Origin of the sequence: Micromonospora sp. NPDC047738 (assembly GCF_040642675.1) — a bacterium.
Taxonomy (GTDB): domain Bacteria; phylum Actinomycetota; class Actinomycetes; order Mycobacteriales; family Micromonosporaceae; genus Micromonospora.
In genome coordinates this window covers 13,586-31,351 of the sequence record NZ_JBEYSO010000026.1, presented here as the reverse complement: position 1 = coordinate 31,351, position 17,766 = coordinate 13,586, and the positions used below count along the sequence as shown (strand labels likewise).

The following is a 17,766-nucleotide window of genomic DNA, read 5'->3' as shown; positions in this document are numbered from 1 at the left end:
GCAGGGCGGGTGCTGCGCCTGGCCGCGGTCGGCGTCGGGTCACCACTCGGGGATGAGGGGCGTGTCCGGTTCGTGCTGCCGCCAGGCTTTGGTGAGGCGGGTGAGGCGGGTGGGTGCGGCGATGCCGCGTACGGTTGCGATCTTGCCGCCTGTGATGTCGAACGTTACGGCGCCGATGACCTGGTCGCCGAGCGTGAAGAGGATGGCGGGGGCGCCGTTGACGAGTGCGTAGTGGATGGCGGGTGTGCCGCCGACGAGTCGCCGTTTCGCGGGTGTGGGTTTGAAGCCGGCCCGTGCGATGGCGGCGATGCGCTGGGGAGTGTGGTACTGCAGCAGCGTTTTCGCCAGGCCGGCGCCGTCGGTGATCGCGGTCGCGTCGTCGGTGAGCAGCGCGACCAGGCGTTCGGTGCGGCCCGAGGAGGCAGCGGCGAGGAATTCCTCGACGATCCTGCGGGCGGATGCCGGGTCGACTTCGCCGCCGCCGCGGCGGCGGGCGGCGGCGGTGCGGTGCCGGGCCCGGTGGAGGTGCTGCTGGCTTGCGGACTCGGTGATGTCGAGGATCTCGGCGATCTCGGCGTGGCTGTAGGTGAACGCTTCGCGCAGGACGTAGACGGCCCGCTCGAGAGGTGACAGGCGCTCCATGAGAGTCAGCACCGCCAGGGAGACCGATTCGCGCTGCTCGAAAGTGTCGGCCGGGCCGAGCATCGGGTCGCCGTCGAGGAGCGGTTCGGGCAGCCAGGCGCCGACGGTACGTTCGCGGCGGGCTTGTGCCGAGCGGAGCCGGTCGAGGCACAGGTTGGTGACGACCTTCGTCAGCCAAGCTTCCGGCACCTTGATCCGCTGCCGGTCGACGGCCTGCCAGTGCAGGAACGCATCCTGCACGGCGTCTTCGGCGTCGGCGGCGGAGCCCAGCAGCCGGTACGCCAGCGAGGCCAGCCGGTTCCGGCTGGCCTCGAACCGACTGGTGTCGAAGCGATCAGTGGCGGTGCTGTCCACGCGGGTCACCCTAGGCGGCTACGCCGACCGCCTTCGTGGCGGACGCATTCGGCGCGGCGGCCAGGCGGTGCTTGCGCTTGGGCAGGCCGAAGGTCGGGTGCGAGGTGGCCCACAGCGAGATCTTGAGGATGCCCGACTTGATCCGCGCGGCCTTCCGGCCGCCCACGTACCTCGGCTTTGCTTGCGCTTCGTCGTCGACCAGCTGCAGGATCCCGTCCCGCCGGCCGAGACTGATGTGGTTGCCCGGGTAGACCAGCTTGGTGTTCGCGATCTTGCGTCCGGTCAGGCGTCCCACGATCGCCTCGATGGCCTGCTGGCCGGTGAAGCCGGCCGAAGCGCAGGACATCGGCAACGGCCGGCCGTTGTCACCGATGGCGTAGGCGCTGTCGCCGGCGGCGTAGACGTTCGGGTGCGAGACCGACCGCATGGTGCGATCGACGACGATCCGCCCGTTCTCGGTGACCTCCAGCCCGCTGACGGCGGCGATGGGGTTGACCGCGAACCCGGCCGTCCACACGGTGGCGTCGGACGCCAGGGCGGTGCCGTCGGCGCACAGCACCCGTGTCGCTTCGACGGCTTCGACCTTCGTGTGCTCTAGGACGGTGATGCCCAGCCGGGCGCAGGCCTGGCGCAGGTGGCTGCGGGCTCCGGCGGAGAGCCGGGCGCCCAACTCGCCGCAGGCGACCAGCGCCACCGACAGGCCGGGCCGGGCTTCGGCGATCTCGGTGGCGGTCTCGATGCCGGTCAACCCGTCGCCGACGACCAGCACCCTCCCGCCTTCGCCCCGCCTTCCCAGGCCGTCAAGGCGCTCGCGCAGGCGCAGCGCCGAGGGCCGGGCGGCGATGTCGAAGGCGTGCTCGGCCACGCCGGGAACGCCGCGGTCGTCGCCGTGGCTGCCGAGCGCGTAGAGAAGCGTGTCGTAGCCGAGCTCGCCGCCGCCGTCGGCGTCGGCCACAGCGACGACCTGGCGCTCGGGGTCGACGGCGGTGACACGGGCCAGGCGCAGCCGTATCCCCGTGCCCGCAAACACGTCGGCGAGTTTCGGAGCCTTGATCTCGTGGCCGGCCGCAAGCTCGTGCAGCCGCAGCCGCTGGACGAAGTCCGGCTCGGCGTTGACCACGGTGATCTCGGTGTCCGCCGGGGACAGCCGGCGGGCCAGGTTCCCGGCAACGTGGGCCCCGGCATAGCCGGCGCCGAGGACGACGATGCGGTGCTTCATGTGTTGCTCCTGTCTGTTCGCTTGCTCTCGGTGAGTTGAGCGGAACGGCGCCCCGATTGCTGACAGGAAGGGCATGTGGCACGGGTCACAGAGCGGAAGGAACGCCGCTCAACGATGCTCGCGACGCCGAGACGGCGCAGATGCAGGGCCAAGCTGAACGAGGTGATCTGATGCCGATCACCGTCGACATCGACGTCATGCTCGCCAAGCAGAAGATGTCCGTGGCCGACCTCGCCGAACGTCAGCATCACAACCCGCCAACCTGGCCGGCCCAGCGACGGCCCTGGGAACGGTCATCGCCGCTAGGTCGACGGTCAGCTTGGGACAAGATCGGATCGTCGTGCTGGGTAGCCGCTGGCCGGTCCGTTCCTGGACGGCCTGTCCCCATCCCCGGATAGCTGCCAAGGACTGCCGCGCCCGGCCTCGCCTGCCGGCTACGCCCCGCCCGACCCCTGCTGGTAGCTGACCCAGGTCGATCCATGAGCTTGACCTGACCGCCGCGAGATGGGCGTTGTGGTCGAGCGAGTTGGCCTTGACTGAGGGCTCGCGACTCGTTCGGTGGGAAAGAACCAGCACGGCTCACTGGCCTGCCCTGACAGCAAGCACGGCCTGCGGGAACAGTGCAGGTACGTCCCCTCTCGTCCGCCACAGTCCGCGCCCGTCGTCACTCATCTGGTCACCCCGGGCGAGGACTCGTCACCACCTGCGGAGATTGCAGATATCCCGAGCTGCCTGCCGAACGAGAGCTCCGACCTTCCGGGTGTCGACGTTGCCTCCCGCTGCGCTGGAATAGCGAGAGGTATCCCGCAGCAGGAGAACCGCACCAATCCAGCCCACCAGGATCCCCAGCGCCATGGCGACAACGAGCAGCATCACGAGCGGCACAAGAACGCTCTCTGCGACTCCGAGGCGGACCAGCAGCATCAACAAGGCCGTCACAGGGAAGAGCAAAGCAAGCCGCATCCCCCTGACGCACAGTCGATATCTGTAGGACTCCACGATCATGGACATATCGGGACCATCCAACTGGCTCTCCACTCCGACCTCCGGCGCTCGCCACACAATCGCACCCTGAGTCAACATCTGCGCCACCCCGTATGCCGGCCGACCCGCCCTCCTGGGGAGCGGGCCGCCCGGTCCGCCACGTCAAGACGGCCTTGGCGCACGTACGGACGCTGCCGGAACAGACTGAGTCGGCTCTCGTGTCACGGACCGCGCCCCCGGCGGACACCGCCACCGTGGTGCAGTTGACCCAACCTCGCCCGGCACGGATCCGGCTCCCGGAGTCGGAGCTGGCCACCGGCGGCCACCCCTCCCCTCCCAGGTGAGCGGTTGACCTGACCCTAAGCGGCTGTGGAGCCGGCTCCTGGACGACCAGCATGCCGTCGCGCGGCCACCGCCCCCATGCTTGGGGCTTGCCGCGCGGACCCGGCGTGCCCTTCCCTGCGCCGCGCTGCTCAGGCGCGGCGCGGCCTGGTGCCGGCGAGGAACCTCCACCACTCTCCCCGCTATCCCATCTGCGGCGGCCCCGGGCTCCCCGCTGTTCCGCGCCAGCCGCCGGGCATCCGGCGTGACCGTCCGCAGAGCGGCAGCGTCCACGCTACGACAAACCCACCCGCAGCCGCCTAACGGGACTGACATCGCTTAGGAACTCAACGGCAAGCAGTTCACCGGCCGGTTCACCAAGCCGCGCCCAGGTGAGGTGTTGTTCGAGCGGATCTGCCGGGAGAAGGGCATCGTGGCCCGCAACACCAAACCCCGCACCCCGACCACCACCGGCAAGGTGGAACGGTTCCGCCAGAGCTTGCAAGGTGAATGCCTGGACGGGCGGATCTTCGACAGCGTCGACCAGGCCCAGGCCGCGGTGGACGTGTTCGTCGCCGCATACAACTACGACCGGTCCCACCAGGGCAGGGACGACGCCTTCCCTGCCGACCGCTTCCTCTAAGCAGCGCAGGACGGGACCGGCTCCCAGCGGGGCCCTGCCGCTGCGCCTACCGACAGGACTGCTGCCGGCCTCGCCACCGGCCCCGAGGAAGCCACCCGCCGTCGAGGTCGACGCCGGATCGGTGACCGTGTTCGTGTCGCTCCAGCATCCGCCGCTCCATCGTTGAATCCGGGTCAACGGTCATAGTCCGATCATGGCTTGGTCGGCATGGCCGGTTCGCGAATCGTTAAGGGCGTGACCGGGGCTGACCGGACAGGCCGGGAGCGGCAGCGATGGGACAGCGCCGGGCCCGTAGCGAACAATGCATCTCAGACCAACCAAGGAGCTACCAATGCGCACCCTGATCGCCACCGCGTTCGTCTCGCTCGACGGCGTCATCGAGGCGCCCGGCGGAGAACCGGGCTACCGCAACTCGGGCTGGACCTTCAAAGACATCGAGTTCGACGAGGCCGCATACGAGATTAAGGGCCGTGAGCAGGACGAGGCCACTGCCATGCTGCTGGGCCGGGTCAGCTACCAGTCGTTCTCCCCGGTGTGGCCGGACATGACCGCGGAGTTCCCCGGCTACAACGCGATGCCGAAGTACGTCGTGTCGACCACGCTGCAGGAGAAGGACCTGGTGTCCAACTGGGGTGCGACCAACATCCTCCGATCACTGGACGACGTCGCCGCACTCAAGAAGACCGAGGGCGGACCGATCATCATCCACGGCAGCGCCACCCTGAACCGCAACCTGGCCGATGCCCGCCTGATCGACCGCTACCACCTGCTGGTCTTCCCAGTCCTGCTCGGCGCGGGCAAGCGGCTGTTCAGCGACACCGACAAGGACAAGCAGAACCTCAAGCTCATCGAGAGCGAGTCATACGCCAACGGAATCCAGAAGCTGGTCTACGACGTCATCCGCTGAGCAGCCCGTCGGGGTCGGCCCTGTTCAGCGGCCGACCCCGACGAACACCGTTACCCGCTGCCCGGACAGCTGTTCCGGCAGCTCCGGTTGGGTCTTCTGCAGCTTGCTACAGCCGACCACAACGCCGAACGATGGCGCGTCGCCGCCGACTTCGCCAGCGACCTCAACGCGAAGTTCGCCACGATCGTGCTGCCGGCGGGGATCAGCCGGACTGACATCGTCTCGGGCCTGAACCGGGACCGCTACCCAGTTCTTCTCGCCCGGCAGCATCCTCAGCCAGCGGTTCGACACCTCAGACCCGGTGGCCTGGGGTATGCGCCCGGACACGCCGGTGTGGTTCGGCGAGGGCGATCAGGCGTACAACGTCACCGGCGGCGAGGTGGTCTCCTCGTTCCCCAAGTCCGGTGAGCAGTTGCAGAGCGGCTGGCTCATCGGCGGGGAGCACCTCAACGGCAAGGCCAGCATCGTCAAGCACCAGGTGGGCGAGGGTCTGATCGTGACGTTCGGTAGCGAGCCGACGTTCCGTACGTGGTCTCGTGACCCGAGCAAGCTGCTGTTCAACGCGATCTACCACGGCCCGTCCACCACAGTGGACGCGGCGGCACTGCCGGGAGCGCTCCGCGGCTAGCCGTGGGGTCGAACCTAGGCTCCGGACGCCGAGGGGGTCGCGTCCCGGCGGACACGGCCCCCTCGCCGCCGAATGTCACTGCTGTCCGAATTCTTGGCGACTCGGGCCAATCTCCGACGCCGCGTACGCAGTTCAGAGTGGCATTCACCACTGCGTCCGACAGTATCGAGAAATGCCGGTGTAACGCCGACGAAAGCAGCGGCCCGCAAGATCCGAGGCACTTCCCCCCGCCCCCGACCTTTACGGAGGTTGCCTTGTCCCTCGACCAACGCCGGCTTCTGCCAGCCCGACGGATTGCCACCCTGACCGCCCCGGTCGTCACCGCCGCGCTGGCGGCAGCGGCCGTACTCGCGATCACATCGACCGGCGTCGACGAGCCGGGCGGCCCGCCGTCCGGCGCCGCCACCGGCGGTGTCATCGCCGCCACAGAAATCCAGAGCGTCGCTTACCAGACAGCGGTCGCCCAGGCCAAGACGAAGAAGCCCAAGGTGACCGTGATCGGCACCGGCGGCACGATCGCTGGCGTCGCCACCTCCCGGAGCAGCTTCACCAACTACCGAGCCGGCCAGATTCCGATCGACCGGATGGTCGCCCAACTCCAACCCGAGATCGGCGAGGTCGCCGAGGTGTCCACCGTGCAGTTCGGCAACAAGGGTTCCGGCGGCTACACCATCGCCGAGTTCCACGCCCTCACCCTCGCCGTGGAGCAGGCGCTGCAAACCTCAGACGCGGTGGTGGTCACCAGCGGGACGGACACCATGGAGGAGTTCGCGTACTGGCTGGACCTGACCGTGCAGAGCCGTAAGCCGGTGGTGATGACGGGGGCGATGCGCCCGTGGGCGGCCGGCACGGTTGACGGGCCGCAGGTGATCGGCGCGGACGGCCCCGCGAACCTCTACAACTCGATCGTCCTGGCCGCCAGCCAGTCCACGTACTGCTACGGCACCGTGCTGATGCTCAACGACGAGTTCCACACGGCGCGGGACGTGACCAAGTCCAACACCACCCGGATGGACACCTTCCAGACCCGTGAGCTGGGCGTACTCGGCTGGATCGACGGCTCGGAGATCAAGGTCGGCCGGGCGCCGTCCCGGGTCGCCGACTGCGATCAGAAGAACCGCTGGCTGACCCCTTTCAGGCTGAGCGACGTCAAGGTGGAGTCGCTGCCCCGGGTCGAGGTGGTCTACAACTACCAGCAGGCCGGCGGTGAGGCGATCACCGCGTTCGCCGACGCAGGGGTCAAGGGCATCGTGACCGCGGGTACGGGAGCCGGTGGCATCTCCTCTGCCCAGTCCGCCGCCCGGTCCGGGGCGATCGCCAAGGGCGTCTTCTTCGTCAGCACCAGCCGGGTCGGCTCCGGCTCGATCAGTGGCGGCAGCAGCACCGCCCCGATCTTCGACGGCGACGACCTGCTGCCGCAGAAGGCCCGGCTGCTGTTGATGCTGAGCCTGGCGGCCGCCCCCGGGGACGCGGTGAAGGTCCGCCAACTGGTCGAATCGCTCGGCAACCCGGAATGGAACACCGCTCCCCCCGGCAATCCGCAGAACTGACGTTCGGAGGCCGGCACAGCGCGGTGCCGGCCCCCTGTCCCGCCCTGATCGCCAGCCGGGGGCGACACGGCTCAGCGACCGACGCCGGCCTTGATCAGGCGCGATACGGCGTGAAGTATGCCAACACCCATGCCATGGCCTTGAGCTGAGGTTCCGAAGATCACGACGTTGCGCGCGGTCACGCGTCGCACTCGACGTGAGCAGCGACCACCCGTCTGCCCGCGATGACCGTCGCCATGTTCGTACGGCCATCTGATCCCCAGCCTCGGCGATTCCGTCCAGGGCCGTCCGCATCCGACTCGGATCCCTGGTTCTACGCCTGCCGCTGTCCTCGCCGGTCTGTGGACGTCCAGCACCGTTGCTGTCACAGCGCTACTGGTAGCCGTCCAAAAGCGAGCTGAGGTTGCCTCGGACCTCCACCACGCATGGCCTGCATGCGGAGGTGCCATTGACCAGCGAGGCAGCCGGAGTGAACTTTCCCTCGAGCCGCTCCATCTCGGCACCGGTCATCGGCGCCATGTCGGCGCCCTGCACCCCGTAACGGCGCCCCAGCCACCCCGACGGCCCGCGTCGGCAGCGGAAAGCCGAGGTAGTCGTACGGCGACAGATCAAGGTACTCCACGCCACGATCATCCGGCATGCAGAAACCGGGACCTACCTCCCAGCCGACCCGGGCATAGGAACAGCTCCACGTGACGGTGACTCCAAGCCTGGCGCGCCACCTCCGCGGCATGTCCGGACGCTCATCGGCCGGGGGCAACAAGGTCCTCGCCGCTGATCACGAGGCACCCGAACATGTCGCCGAGGACAGCTCGTTGGTGTTTCGTCAGCGGGTTGGCGAAGACCGCAACCCCGACCTCCGCGGCCCGGCACGCTTGCGCGATTTCACGCGCTTTGCCGGGACTGATCAGCGTCCGTCGAGAGAACGGTGCGCTCATCTTGGCCGCACCGCCGTGCGAGACACCCCGCCGCTGGACGTGCCGGCTCACTACCCGCCCGCCATGTGCCTTCACCGAAGCCGCCAGCAGATCGAGCTTCGCGCCGAACTCCTTATCCTTCGCGGAGAACAGCCCTACGAGCACCACGTCGGCCCCCGCCAGCACCGAGGTCGATGGCCCAGGCGGATCTCGCTGCACGGGACCATGGTGCCAGACGCCTTACGGATATCCGCCTGTCCGCACGGCAGGGCGACGCCAACGGCGCGGCCGGCGGCATGAGAGTCGCGGACGCGGTCTTGGCTGACTGGCACCGGTCAGTGATCATGCTTCGGTGAGTCAGTACTTCCAGGTGGACGACCTGGTCCTGTGGAACCCGTCCAACCGCGTGGCGGAGCTCTTCGTCCGCACCAGTGAGGCAGTCGCCCCGCTGGCGGCCACGCCAACCGGAATCGGTGCGATGGACGCCGACGACTACGAAGTTGATCTAGACGTCTTTGTCGGCTTCGTTGACGCCCTGGTCGAGCAACACCTGTCCTCCAGCCACGCGATTCTGAGGTCTCTGCTGGAGGGCTTCCTCGCCACCGCGCTCGTTCTCGTCGACCGTGCTGGCCACGCTGTGCCTTCCCTGCACACACCTGCCACGCTGGACCCACGGGATATCTCGGTGGGCCCCGGCGGAATCGGCGCACTGGGCGACCCAGTCCGCCTGCGGGAACTTGCCGACGCGCTGGCCCCCGCCATGCCACGCTGACACGACACACCTGACTGCATGGCGCCTCAAAACGCACGCTAATCGCTGTTCTGGACGGCGAGCAGCAAGCGTCGCCGTCACCGTGCGTGCCGCGCGGATCCCGGCTCCGGACGTCGGGGCGCCGACATGGTGGAAGATGGGTGCATGATCGGCGACCGGTGGGGCGTGACTAACAGTGAGATATTGCGCTCCTATCCGTGCGACGACTTCGTCTCCTCACCCGTGCTACAGGCGTGGCGGGGGGTGCGGGTTGAGGCGCCCGCCGCAGCGGTGTGGCCGTGGGTTGCCCAAGTGAGGATTGCGCCGTACTCCTATGACTGGATTGACAACCTCGGCCACCGCTCACCTCGACAGCTGGTGGGCCTACCCGAGCCTCGAGTCGGAGAAGCATTCACCACTGCTGGCGGACGGAAATGCGGCAGGATCGTCTCGGTCGACCCCGGCAAACAGCTGACGGGCACCATCATGGGTGCCTTCATGTCCTACGTCCTTGTGCCCGAGGAGCAGAACACGACACGCTTGCTGCTCAAGGTCGTCATGCAGACGACCCGCTGGGCTGCCCTTGGGCTGTCCGTCGGTGACCTGGCGATGGCTCGACGGCAGTTGCTGAACCTGAAGCAACTTGCCGAGCGCCGCCAGCACCAGGGCAAGGCCACCGGCTGAAGATCAGGCACGCGCTCATTGGCAGTTCCGGGCGCCTGCCGGCGTGCCGTCCACGCTCACGTTACGTGACGCTCGGAGCGCGGCATGAGCGTGTGTGCTGGAGCTCGTCAGCCGTCAGATCCGGCGAACGGCGCCGGGCGTTTGAACAGCCGAAGCAGGCGGGCGGCGACTTCGCCGTCACCTCGGATGGTGACGTCGGCGGCATGCAGTGGCGCGGCGCCGAAGGTGAGCGAGCGGAACGCGGTGACGCTGGTTTCGATCACCAGGTCGGGATCGGCACCGTCAGCGCGCGCCACGTCGAGCCGTCCGTTGTCGACGGTGACGAGCAGGATGTCGCCGTCGAGACGGAGCTGACATCGCACGCTAAAGTCGCGCGCCGCGGTCGGGTCGAAGGTGGTCTTCATCGCGAGGGCCAGCGCGTCAACGCTCAGCTCTGCTGACGAAGCCAGCGGGCTCCGACTGCCCCACCTGGCCAGCTGCAGCAGAGCGGGCTCGAGTTCCCGTCCCCATTCGGTCAGCTGGTAGGCCCAAGCGCTCGTCGGCGGGCCGAGACGCCGCCGGCGTATCACCTGCGCCTCCTCTAGCTCGACAAGTCGGGAGGTGAGCATGCTCTGGCTAACGCCGGGCAGGCCGCGCCGCAAGTCGGTGAAGCGCTTTGGCCCGAGCAGCAACTCGCGGACGACCAACAACGCCCACCGGTCGCCGACCAGGTTGAGCGCACGGGCCAGACCGCAGGGATCGTCATATGCTCGCGCCACTCGCTCAGCGTATCGCTATCACACTGCGCGGTGCTAGATTCGCACCGTGGCGACATTCATTCTGATCCCTGGCGCCGGCGGCGCCGCCTGGTACTGGCACCGCGTGGTCCCCGGACTGCGTCAGCGGGGTCACGAAGCGATCGCCGTCGACCTGCCAGCCGGAGACGACAGCGCGGGACTGCAGGAGTACGCAGATACGGTGGTTAACGCGGCAGGTCAACGGAAAGACCTGGTGGTAGTGGCCCAGTCGATGGGCGGCCTGACCGCGCCGCTGGTCTGTAGTCGGCTGCCGGTCTCACGCCTGGTCCTGGTCAACGCGATGATCCCGGCGCCCGGTGAGACCGGCCAGGATTGGTGGACCAACACCGGCCAGGACCAGGCCCGCCGTGAGTGCGACCTGCGCGAGGGCCGTTCCCCGGACGGGTCCTTCGATCCGCTGGTGTACTTCTTCCACGACGTACCAGAGGACATCACCAAGGAGGCCATGGCCGGTGAGCCACCGCAGTCAGGAACGCCGTTCGCGCAGCCCTGGCCGCTGGACGTGTGGCCGGACGTACCAACCGAGGTCCTAAGCAGCCGCGAGGACCGACTGTTCCCGGTTGAGTTCCAGATCCGGACAGCCCAGCATCGCCTTGGCGTCACGCCCAAGACCCTGCCCGGCGGCCATCTGGTGGCCCTCAGCCAGCCCGAGGCATTGACCGCCGCATTGGAACGATGACGTCACAGCATCCGCTCATCGGCAGGTCCGGTCGTGCCGTCGGACCCGCCCGACTCGCGGCGTGCATCCTCAGTTACTGCATGATGGTGACCGGTGGGTGCTCCTGCGAGGCGGTGCACCGGTAGACCTGGAGTGTGTAGCCACGACCGATTTCCACCTGGGTCGGGGTGTGGTCGACCAACTCGTCCTCGTCAGTGATGGGACGCCAGCTGCGGCTGTCGCCGTCCCATTCGTCGCTGGGGATGGTGAGTAGGGGTTCCAGCGGAGCGCCGCAGCACCGGCGCTCATCAGGGCCCGCAGGGCTCCGAAAGGTAAAGAAGGCGGACCAGCCACCGACCTTCCAGCCGGGAGCGATGGACAGATCACTCCTGTAACCCGGTTGCTTCTCGTCCGGTGACTGGAGGAGTTCCCTATCTCGGGAAATGATGCGTTCCGCCAGTTCGTCATCCAGCTCGTGATAAGCCGGATACTCGATGACCTGCTCTGGATACAGAACGCAAGGTTCCGGCACGTAATAGTCCTGGCCGATGAAGGCCGGCTCGGGCGGGTGCTTCAGCAGGTTTTCCACGCTTGTGGACTGCCGCCACCGTAGGTGTACCGCCGACCGCGCATCCATGATTTCGTCGAACGGGCACCACAGCACCTGAAGCATGTCTGCGCCATCGGGACAGGGCAGATCAGGGACGTCCCGGGCGTAGAGCTGCGCCAGCGGGATGAGCGGCAGCGGCTCCCTCGGCAGCAGCGCCGAGTCGTAACCGGCATCTATGCGGTCTACGACCGCCTTCTCATCGGGAGTGAGCAGATTCGTTCCGGGCGGCCTGGGCCGTTGCCACGCCGCGGCGAGGATGCCTCGACGCGTGCGGACATCCTCCAGCGTCGTCAACTCGCACGGCTCGTGCTCGTCGACGCATGTCGGCCAGGCCTCGCCTACCGGCCACAGCAAAGGCCCGCCCACCGAGCTGTCATGCACGGTCGGGTTTCCCGGGCGGGGATGAAGGCGGGTGGCAGTCCTGGCCATCTCTGCCAGCCCCGGAAACAACGAGACCACATCCAACGGACGCGGTGGGGTCACGCATGTCATGATTCTCACTCCTGATCGCCGGTCTGCATCCAACCATGCCGCGCTGACAGGACGGAGCCGTCACTGAACTTGCTGGTCATCCCGTCAGATCTTTGTGATTGCTGTTTAGCGCGACCACACATTCCACCTCCGTAAGAGCGAGATGCCGGGGTTCCCGCTACTGGCTGCTACGCCCCAAGGCATCGGGTGCCCATCACCCCCTCAGGCGCGGACACGGCATCCGCTCATCGGCAGTTCCGCACGGCGAGCAGCCACCGTCACCGCCACGCTGCGTGACGCCCGGTCGGCGGCCAGATCCGGACGTCTGCGGTCCTCTTTGGCTGGAGCGAGCTTGTCCTATCCCTGTGCTCTAATCCCGCCATGCATGTCGTCGTCACAGGCGCACTCGTTGACAACGGCGCGGTCCTGCTAGTGCACCGCAGCCCGACCCGCCGGGCATACCCAGATCTCTGGGATCTGCCCGGGGGGCATGTCGAAGCGGGTGAGTCGGAACTACAAGCCCTCGCGCGTGAGATGCACGAGGAGCTCGGTGTTCGCATTGTGGCGGAGTCCGCTTCACGGTTGGGCGTCTTGCATGCCGGCAGTGGTGAGGACGCTCTTCACGTGGGCGTCTGGCAAATTGGAGACTGGGTTGGCTCTCCCACCAACCGTGCACCTGACGAGCATGACGACATCGCATGGGTCGAGATCAGCGAGCTGGGCGGCCTTCCCCTCGTGCATGACGACTTGGCGGCATTGGTTCGTTCTCTGCCTGAGCTTGGCCGGCTGCCTCGTCGCGACGAAGCACGGACAGTCGCATCGCCGAGCGGTCCGGAGGTCCATCGCTGCTCGTCACTACACTCGCGGGCATGAGCGCATCATCGGGGCAAATCAGCTTACGGTTGGCCATGAGTCTTGACGGCTACATCGCCGATGACCAGGGCGGCTACGACTGGATAGTTCCGGTGGCGAGCCCAACGCTCGATACCGACCATCAACTGCCGTTTGATGAGTTCCTTGACGGTGTCGACATCGTCGTAATGGGTCGCCGCTGCTATGACCAGGGACAGCACCAGGATTACGTGGCTCTCGGCAAGAAGGTCATCGTTGCGACCTCGACGCGATCGGTTCTCGAGAAGAAGGAGGAGGGAGTCGACTTCGTTGGTAATGGAGTGGTGGAGGTGGTCAGGGCAGCGCGAGACCAGGGACATCACTGCTTCCTCTTCGGAGGCGGGTTGTTGGTTGAGTCATTCCTTGCAGCCGACGCAGTCGACATGCTGACCGTCGGGATCGTTCCGGTCTTGCTGGGCAGCGGACGGCAGCTCTTCCCCGGTGAACGTCCGACACTCGAACTGAGGCTCACGGACTACGCGGTTCAGGACGGCAAGGTTCGCCTGGTCTACAAGCGGCGCTGAGCGGCCATCTGCCAGCGCAACGCCCGGACGCGCTGTCATGGGCAGATCCGCGCACGCTCAGCGGCCAGATGAGGATGTCGTCCGGGCCGCGTCCTGCTGCCCTTTGATCCGCGTATGCCGGTCGACGCGAGACGGCTGACAATTGTTCGGTCATGGCTGAGGATCAACTGAGCGCGGTTCGGCGCAAACTTCCAGAAGGAACGCGGGTCCAGGAAACGGTCATCGGGTTTCCCGCGGGTGTCGGCCCGAGCGGGTAGGACGGGGCAGGACATGGACCAAGGAACCCGCGACGAGATGCTCGGCCGCCTGGCTGAGGCAGTCGGGTCCGTCACAGTCACCCACCCGACGCGAGTTGCCATCGACGGACCGCCCGCCGCAGGCAAAACCACCCTCGCCGACGAGCTGGCCGTCGTCTTACGAACACAGGGCCGCGACGTCATCCGCGCGACAATCGATGATTTCCTCTTCCCCCGGGCACAGCGCTATCCGCGCGGCGAGTACTCGGCCGAAGGCTGCTACCTCGACACCCACGACTACGACGCCCTGAACCGGGTTCTGCTCGATCCGCTCGGCCCGGGCGGAGATCGACGCTTCCAACCCGCGGTCTACGACCGCACAGCGGATACCGCGCTGTCCCCGCCGTTCACGACTGCCCCCGCCGACGCCGTGCTGGTCTTCGACGGCGTCTTCCTCATGCGCCCGGAACTGATTGACCGGTGGGACCTGCGCATCTTCGTCTCGACCGCGCTCGAAAAGACCGTGGATCGTGCCGTGATCCGAGAACGCCCGGTGTCATCTCGGGCCGAAGTCGAACGACGCTGGCGCGAGCGTTACATCCCCTCCCAACAGCTCTACTTCGCCACGGTCCGCCCGACCCATCACGCCAACATCATCGTGCACAACGACGAGCCCCAGCAGCCGATCTGGGAGACCCAAACACACTGACCGCACTCAATTCGGCATGTCCAGACGTTCCTCCGGACGCAAGCGATCACGATCCGTAACGCTCGGATCGCGGCTACCCGGCGCACCAGGCGACTGCGCCGGAGTGCGGAGGCGACGTAGGGATGAGTCGGTGCTGGTCCTTCTGTCGGTTGTGCCGGACCCGCCGAACCGCCCATCGGCGGCTCGGCGGCTGGGCGGGCATTCTGGTATGTGCTGCCGGCTCGTGTCTTGTAGGAGCGGGCACCCTCCGGGTTCGCGGCTTGGTCGTCTTTCACGCTACGGGGGCTGGGTGGACGCTGGACCGGCCGCGGGCCGTGGCGGCCAGGAGGCCGATGCCCGCGCCGGCCAGCAGCGTGGCCGTTACGTGGCCCGACCCCGTCAGGGTCTCGACGATGGAGTCGGGGTGTTCACCTTCGTCGCCGGTATCGGGCCGGCCCTGATCTTCGTTCGGGCCCGGTCATGAGCGCCCGCGCGCGGACGGCCGCGTGATGTAGTCCGGGGCAAGGCCACCTTCCCTCTCGCCCCAGCTCAGGCCCACGGCGGCGGCTCATTGCAGGACGTACGAGAAGTCGCTGTGGGTCCTGCGGTTCAGCGGAATGCCGATCTTGACGCAGGGAGCGATCTCCCCGCGGCTGATGCCCAGCCGCTTCGGCGATGAGCCGTTCGGGGCGAAGGGGCACGGGGTCGTCGAAGATGACCGAAACCTGGAGGGGCCAGGGGCTTTCGGGAGGGGACGGGGCGAGCAGTTCCCAGCATGAGTCCAGGGCGAATCGGTTGCGCCGGGCGGTCAGCGGGTCGGGAAGGACGCGGGCGATGAGGGTGGAGGAGTTGCCGGAGTAGCCCTCCAGAAGGATCGGATCCAGGTACCTGACCGGGACGCGATCGTGAACGGTGATCTTGCTGGTGCGGTCGCAGTAAACGCAGGCGACCGGGCGCCAGATGTCGAGGAGCTTGCCGTTGGCATTGACGCGGAGATTCCTGTCGCCGGTGGCGGCGAGGCCGGAATGGCGGTGGACGCAGCGGAACGCGAGCAGGGGAAGGCGTGTGGGCCGAGGGGCCCAGGACAGCATGAGGTGAGGACGCGTAGACATGATCTCTCTGAAGACCTGACGGTAGGCATGGGAAAAGAACCGACGGCAACGTCGGCGACCGATGCACGGGGAAGGTGTCGGGTCTAAAGAGCAGGCGGCGTCACGCGGGGTGAAGTCCTCTCGTGAGTGGATCGGAGAAGAAGATCCAGTTACAAGGTAGGGCGGGACAGGCTGGCAAGGCCACCCATTTTGTCCTGGCGCCGAATACCGAGGGTGGGCTCGGCGAGCTGGGCGTCGACCACGCCCCGATCGCCTGAGCGTCGCCGCCTTGCAAAGATGCGACGATCAGTCTGATCAACAAAGCGTCCGCATCAGCCATCGCTGAGGGACCGCTCTGACGGGCGAAACCGGGGATCGGCGAGGTCGGCGGGGTCGGCTGCGTCGCGGCGAGAGATTTCTCCGGGGCCGTGTCGATCCGCGGGCCACTCGTTCGACGTTAGGGTGCGAGGGCCGAGAGGCGGCCCCGCCGGACGAGGAGAACGCGATGCCGAAGTACCTGCTGATCATGCGGGGCACCGACGAGTCGAACGCGGCCATGATGAGCAACATCGACGAGATGATGGCCACGACCCGCCAGTTCATCGAGGAGATGATCAAGGCCGGCGTTCTCCTCGCGGCGGAAGGGCTGGACGATCCGGGCCAGGGCGTCGTGGTGGACTTCAGCGGCGAGGTCCCGGTGGTCACGGACGGGCCGTACGGCGAGACCAAGGAACTGTTCGGGGGCTTCTTCCTGCTCGACGTCGCCTCGAAACAGGAGGCGGTCGAGTGGGCCAAGCGGGTCCCGGCGGCCCACGGGTCCAAGATCGAGATCCGGCGGGTGCCCGGGAGCGACGAGGTCCCGCAGGTCCGCGAGTGATCATCAAGGACGGGGCCGGGCGCGAGAGCAACGGCCAGATCTGATGGGTACGGCCGATGTCGAGGCCGTCTGGCGGATCGAGTCGGCGCGGATCGTCGCCGCGCTGACCCGGTTCACCGGCGATTTCGGGCTGGCTGAGGACGCGGCCCAGGAGGCGGTGGCCGAGGCGTTGGTGTCGTGGCCGCTCGCCTCTCCGGCGAATCCGGCCGGCTGGCTGATGGCCACGGCCCGGCGGCGGGCGATCGACGCCATCCGCCGCCGGGCCGCCCTGCAGGACCGATACGCCCTGCTGGCGGCTGACTTGGCGGTCAATTCGTCGGTTGACGAGGAAATCGATCCCGACAGGATCGATGACGACGTGCTTGCGTTGATGTTCATCAGCTGCCACCCGGTGCTCTCCCCCGAGGCCCGGGTGGCGCTGACACTGCGCGTGGTCGGCGGCTTGTCCAGCGAGGAGATCGCCCGTGCGTTCCTCGTATCCGTGCCGACCGTGCAGGCCCGGATCACCCGGGGCAAGAAGACGATCGCGGCGGCCGGGGTGCCGTTCGAACTGCCGCCGGCCGACGAGCGCCGGGAGCGGCTGGGCGGTGTGCTCACCGTCATCTACGTGATCTTCACCGAGGGGTCGACGGCCACGTCGGGCGACCGGCTGCTGCGCCCCGACGTCGCGTACGAGGCGATCCGGCTGGCCCGCACGCTGGCCGCGCTGCAACCGACGGAGCCGGAGGTGCACGGTCTGCTCGCGTTGTGCGAGCTGACGGCCGCGCGTTTCCCGGCCCGGGCGGGCCTGGACGGCTCGCCGATCCTGCTCGAGGACCAGGACCGGCGGCGGTGGGACGTCTCGGCGATCCGCCGTGGGCTGGCCGCGCTGGCCAGGGCTTCGGCTCGCGGCCTCGGCCCCTACGGCCTGCAGGCCGCGATCGCCGCCACCCACGCGTCGGCGCCCTCGGTCGAGGCAACCGACTGGGACCGGATCGTCGTGCTCTACGAGGCACTCGGCCGGGTCGCGCCCTCGCCGGTGGTCGAGCTCAACCGGGCCGTCGCCGTTGCCATGGCCTCGGGCCCGGCGCAAGCCCTGGCCATCGTGGACGAGCTGATCGCCTCGGACCGGCTCCCCGGTTCGCATCTGGTTCCGACCGTGCGCGGTGAGCTGCTGGCCCGGCTCGGTCGGCGATGGGAAGCGCGCGCCGAGCTGGAGCTGGCGGCCCGGCTGTGCGCCAACCAGCGCGAACGCTCGGTGCTGCTGCGCAAGGCGGCCACGCTGGGCTGACTTCTCCGGCTCGGCCCCGGCCGGCCGGCCGCACGTATCTCGCACTCTCGAAG

20 protein-coding genes and 1 pseudogene are annotated in these 17,766 nt (G+C 67.8%); 12 read left to right on the top strand and 9 right to left on the bottom strand.

Going from position 1 to position 17,766, the window contains the following annotated elements:
* Window positions 1-39: 39 nt before the first annotated feature.
* The 4 genes from ABZ783_RS29335 to ABZ783_RS29320 form a co-directional block, all read right to left on the bottom strand.
* Window positions 40-996, bottom strand: a complete 957-nt coding sequence (locus ABZ783_RS29335) for a sigma-70 family RNA polymerase sigma factor (RefSeq protein WP_357443739.1) — start codon at window positions 994-996, stop codon at window positions 40-42.
* A 10-nt stretch (window positions 997-1,006) separates the two neighbouring features.
* Window positions 1,007-2,215, bottom strand: a complete 1,209-nt coding sequence (locus ABZ783_RS29330) for an FAD-dependent oxidoreductase (protein ID WP_357443737.1) — start codon at window positions 2,213-2,215, stop codon at window positions 1,007-1,009.
* Window positions 2,212-2,466: a hypothetical protein gene (locus tag ABZ783_RS29325; protein ID WP_357443736.1), complete on the bottom strand. Its 255-nt coding sequence runs from the start codon at window positions 2,464-2,466 to the stop codon at window positions 2,212-2,214. The genes ABZ783_RS29330 and ABZ783_RS29325 overlap by 4 nt, the downstream gene beginning before the upstream one ends.
* A 445-nt stretch (window positions 2,467-2,911) precedes the next feature.
* A complete protein-coding gene (locus ABZ783_RS29320) occupies window positions 2,912-3,253 on the bottom strand; it encodes a hypothetical protein (RefSeq protein ID WP_357443734.1) in 342 nt (113 codons plus the stop codon).
* 616 nt (window positions 3,254-3,869) lie between these two features.
* On the opposite strand from ABZ783_RS29320, the pseudogene ABZ783_RS29315 reads away from it, so the two are divergent.
* Window positions 3,870-4,124: pseudogene (locus tag ABZ783_RS29315) on the top strand (integrase core domain-containing protein); the annotation flags it as partial.
* Window positions 4,125-4,494: 370 nt separating this feature from the next.
* Window positions 4,495-5,070: a dihydrofolate reductase family protein gene (locus tag ABZ783_RS29310; protein ID WP_357443732.1), complete on the top strand. Its 576-nt coding sequence runs from the start codon at window positions 4,495-4,497 to the stop codon at window positions 5,068-5,070.
* 24 nt (window positions 5,071-5,094) lie between these two features.
* Here the strand turns inward: ABZ783_RS29310 and ABZ783_RS29305 are convergent, their stop codons facing one another.
* Window positions 5,095-5,361 carry a hypothetical protein gene (locus ABZ783_RS29305; RefSeq protein WP_357443730.1) on the bottom strand — a complete coding sequence of 89 codons (267 nt, stop codon included), beginning with the start codon at window positions 5,359-5,361 and terminating at the stop codon, window positions 5,095-5,097.
* A gap of 10 nt (window positions 5,362-5,371) precedes the next feature.
* On the opposite strand from ABZ783_RS29305, the gene ABZ783_RS29300 reads away from it, so the two are divergent.
* A complete protein-coding gene (locus tag ABZ783_RS29300; RefSeq protein ID WP_357443728.1) occupies window positions 5,372-5,698 on the top strand; it encodes a hypothetical protein in 327 nt (108 codons plus the stop codon).
* Window positions 5,699-5,952: 254 nt separating this feature from the next.
* Window positions 5,953-7,248: an asparaginase gene (locus ABZ783_RS29295; protein ID WP_357443726.1), complete on the top strand. Its 1,296-nt coding sequence runs from the start codon at window positions 5,953-5,955 to the stop codon at window positions 7,246-7,248.
* A 743-nt stretch (window positions 7,249-7,991) separates the two neighbouring features.
* Here ABZ783_RS29295 and ABZ783_RS29290 read toward each other — a convergent pair.
* A complete protein-coding gene (locus tag ABZ783_RS29290; RefSeq protein WP_357443724.1) occupies window positions 7,992-8,384 on the bottom strand; it encodes a hypothetical protein in 393 nt (130 codons plus the stop codon).
* 133 nt (window positions 8,385-8,517) lie between these two features.
* Between ABZ783_RS29290 and ABZ783_RS29285 the strand changes: the two genes are divergently transcribed.
* Both ABZ783_RS29285 and ABZ783_RS29280 read left to right on the top strand, forming a co-directional pair.
* On the top strand, window positions 8,518-8,937 hold the full coding sequence (locus tag ABZ783_RS29285; RefSeq protein WP_357443722.1) for a DUF6086 family protein: 420 nt from the start codon (window positions 8,518-8,520) through the stop codon (window positions 8,935-8,937).
* 144 nt (window positions 8,938-9,081) lie between these two features.
* Window positions 9,082-9,600, top strand: coding sequence for a polyketide cyclase (locus tag ABZ783_RS29280; protein ID WP_357443720.1), 519 nt, complete (start codon window positions 9,082-9,084; stop codon window positions 9,598-9,600).
* 107 nt (window positions 9,601-9,707) lie between these two features.
* Here the strand turns inward: ABZ783_RS29280 and ABZ783_RS29275 are convergent, their stop codons facing one another.
* Entirely contained in the window at window positions 9,708-10,358 is a 651-nt protein-coding gene (locus ABZ783_RS29275) for a winged helix-turn-helix transcriptional regulator (protein ID WP_357443718.1), read from the bottom strand.
* A 46-nt stretch (window positions 10,359-10,404) separates the two neighbouring features.
* On the opposite strand from ABZ783_RS29275, the gene ABZ783_RS29270 reads away from it, so the two are divergent.
* Window positions 10,405-11,076, top strand: a complete 672-nt coding sequence (locus ABZ783_RS29270) for an alpha/beta fold hydrolase (protein ID WP_357443716.1) — start codon at window positions 10,405-10,407, stop codon at window positions 11,074-11,076.
* Between the two features lie 73 nt (window positions 11,077-11,149).
* Here ABZ783_RS29270 and ABZ783_RS29265 read toward each other — a convergent pair whose 3' ends face one another.
* The gene (locus tag ABZ783_RS29265) at window positions 11,150-12,148 is read right to left on the bottom strand and encodes a hypothetical protein (RefSeq protein ID WP_357443714.1); all 999 of its coding nucleotides are present in this window, start codon (window positions 12,146-12,148) and stop codon (window positions 11,150-11,152) included.
* Window positions 12,149-12,517: 369 nt separating this feature from the next.
* On the opposite strand from ABZ783_RS29265, the gene ABZ783_RS29260 reads away from it, so the two are divergent.
* From ABZ783_RS29260 to ABZ783_RS29250, 3 genes are all read left to right on the top strand, one after another.
* Window positions 12,518-13,009 carry an NUDIX domain-containing protein gene (locus ABZ783_RS29260; protein WP_357443712.1) on the top strand — a complete coding sequence of 164 codons (492 nt, stop codon included), beginning with the start codon at window positions 12,518-12,520 and terminating at the stop codon, window positions 13,007-13,009.
* The gene (locus ABZ783_RS29255; protein WP_357443711.1) at window positions 13,006-13,551 is read left to right on the top strand and encodes a dihydrofolate reductase family protein; all 546 of its coding nucleotides are present in this window, start codon (window positions 13,006-13,008) and stop codon (window positions 13,549-13,551) included. The genes ABZ783_RS29260 and ABZ783_RS29255 overlap by 4 nt, the downstream gene beginning before the upstream one ends.
* A 270-nt stretch (window positions 13,552-13,821) precedes the next feature.
* Window positions 13,822-14,496: a uridylate kinase gene (locus ABZ783_RS29250; protein WP_357443710.1), complete on the top strand. Its 675-nt coding sequence runs from the start codon at window positions 13,822-13,824 to the stop codon at window positions 14,494-14,496.
* Window positions 14,497-14,903: 407 nt separating this feature from the next.
* On the opposite strand, the gene ABZ783_RS29245 is transcribed toward ABZ783_RS29250, so the two are convergent.
* The gene (locus ABZ783_RS29245; RefSeq protein WP_357443708.1) at window positions 14,904-15,566 is read right to left on the bottom strand and encodes a DUF1062 domain-containing protein; all 663 of its coding nucleotides are present in this window, start codon (window positions 15,564-15,566) and stop codon (window positions 14,904-14,906) included.
* A 505-nt stretch (window positions 15,567-16,071) separates the two neighbouring features.
* On the opposite strand from ABZ783_RS29245, the gene ABZ783_RS29240 reads away from it, so the two are divergent.
* Both ABZ783_RS29240 and ABZ783_RS29235 read left to right on the top strand, forming a co-directional pair.
* Window positions 16,072-16,443, top strand: coding sequence for a YciI family protein (locus tag ABZ783_RS29240; RefSeq protein WP_357443707.1), 372 nt, complete (start codon window positions 16,072-16,074; stop codon window positions 16,441-16,443).
* 43 nt (window positions 16,444-16,486) lie between these two features.
* Entirely contained in the window at window positions 16,487-17,713 is a 1,227-nt protein-coding gene (locus tag ABZ783_RS29235) for a sigma-70 family RNA polymerase sigma factor (protein WP_357443705.1), read from the top strand.
* The last annotated feature ends 53 nt before the right edge of the window (window positions 17,714-17,766 follow it).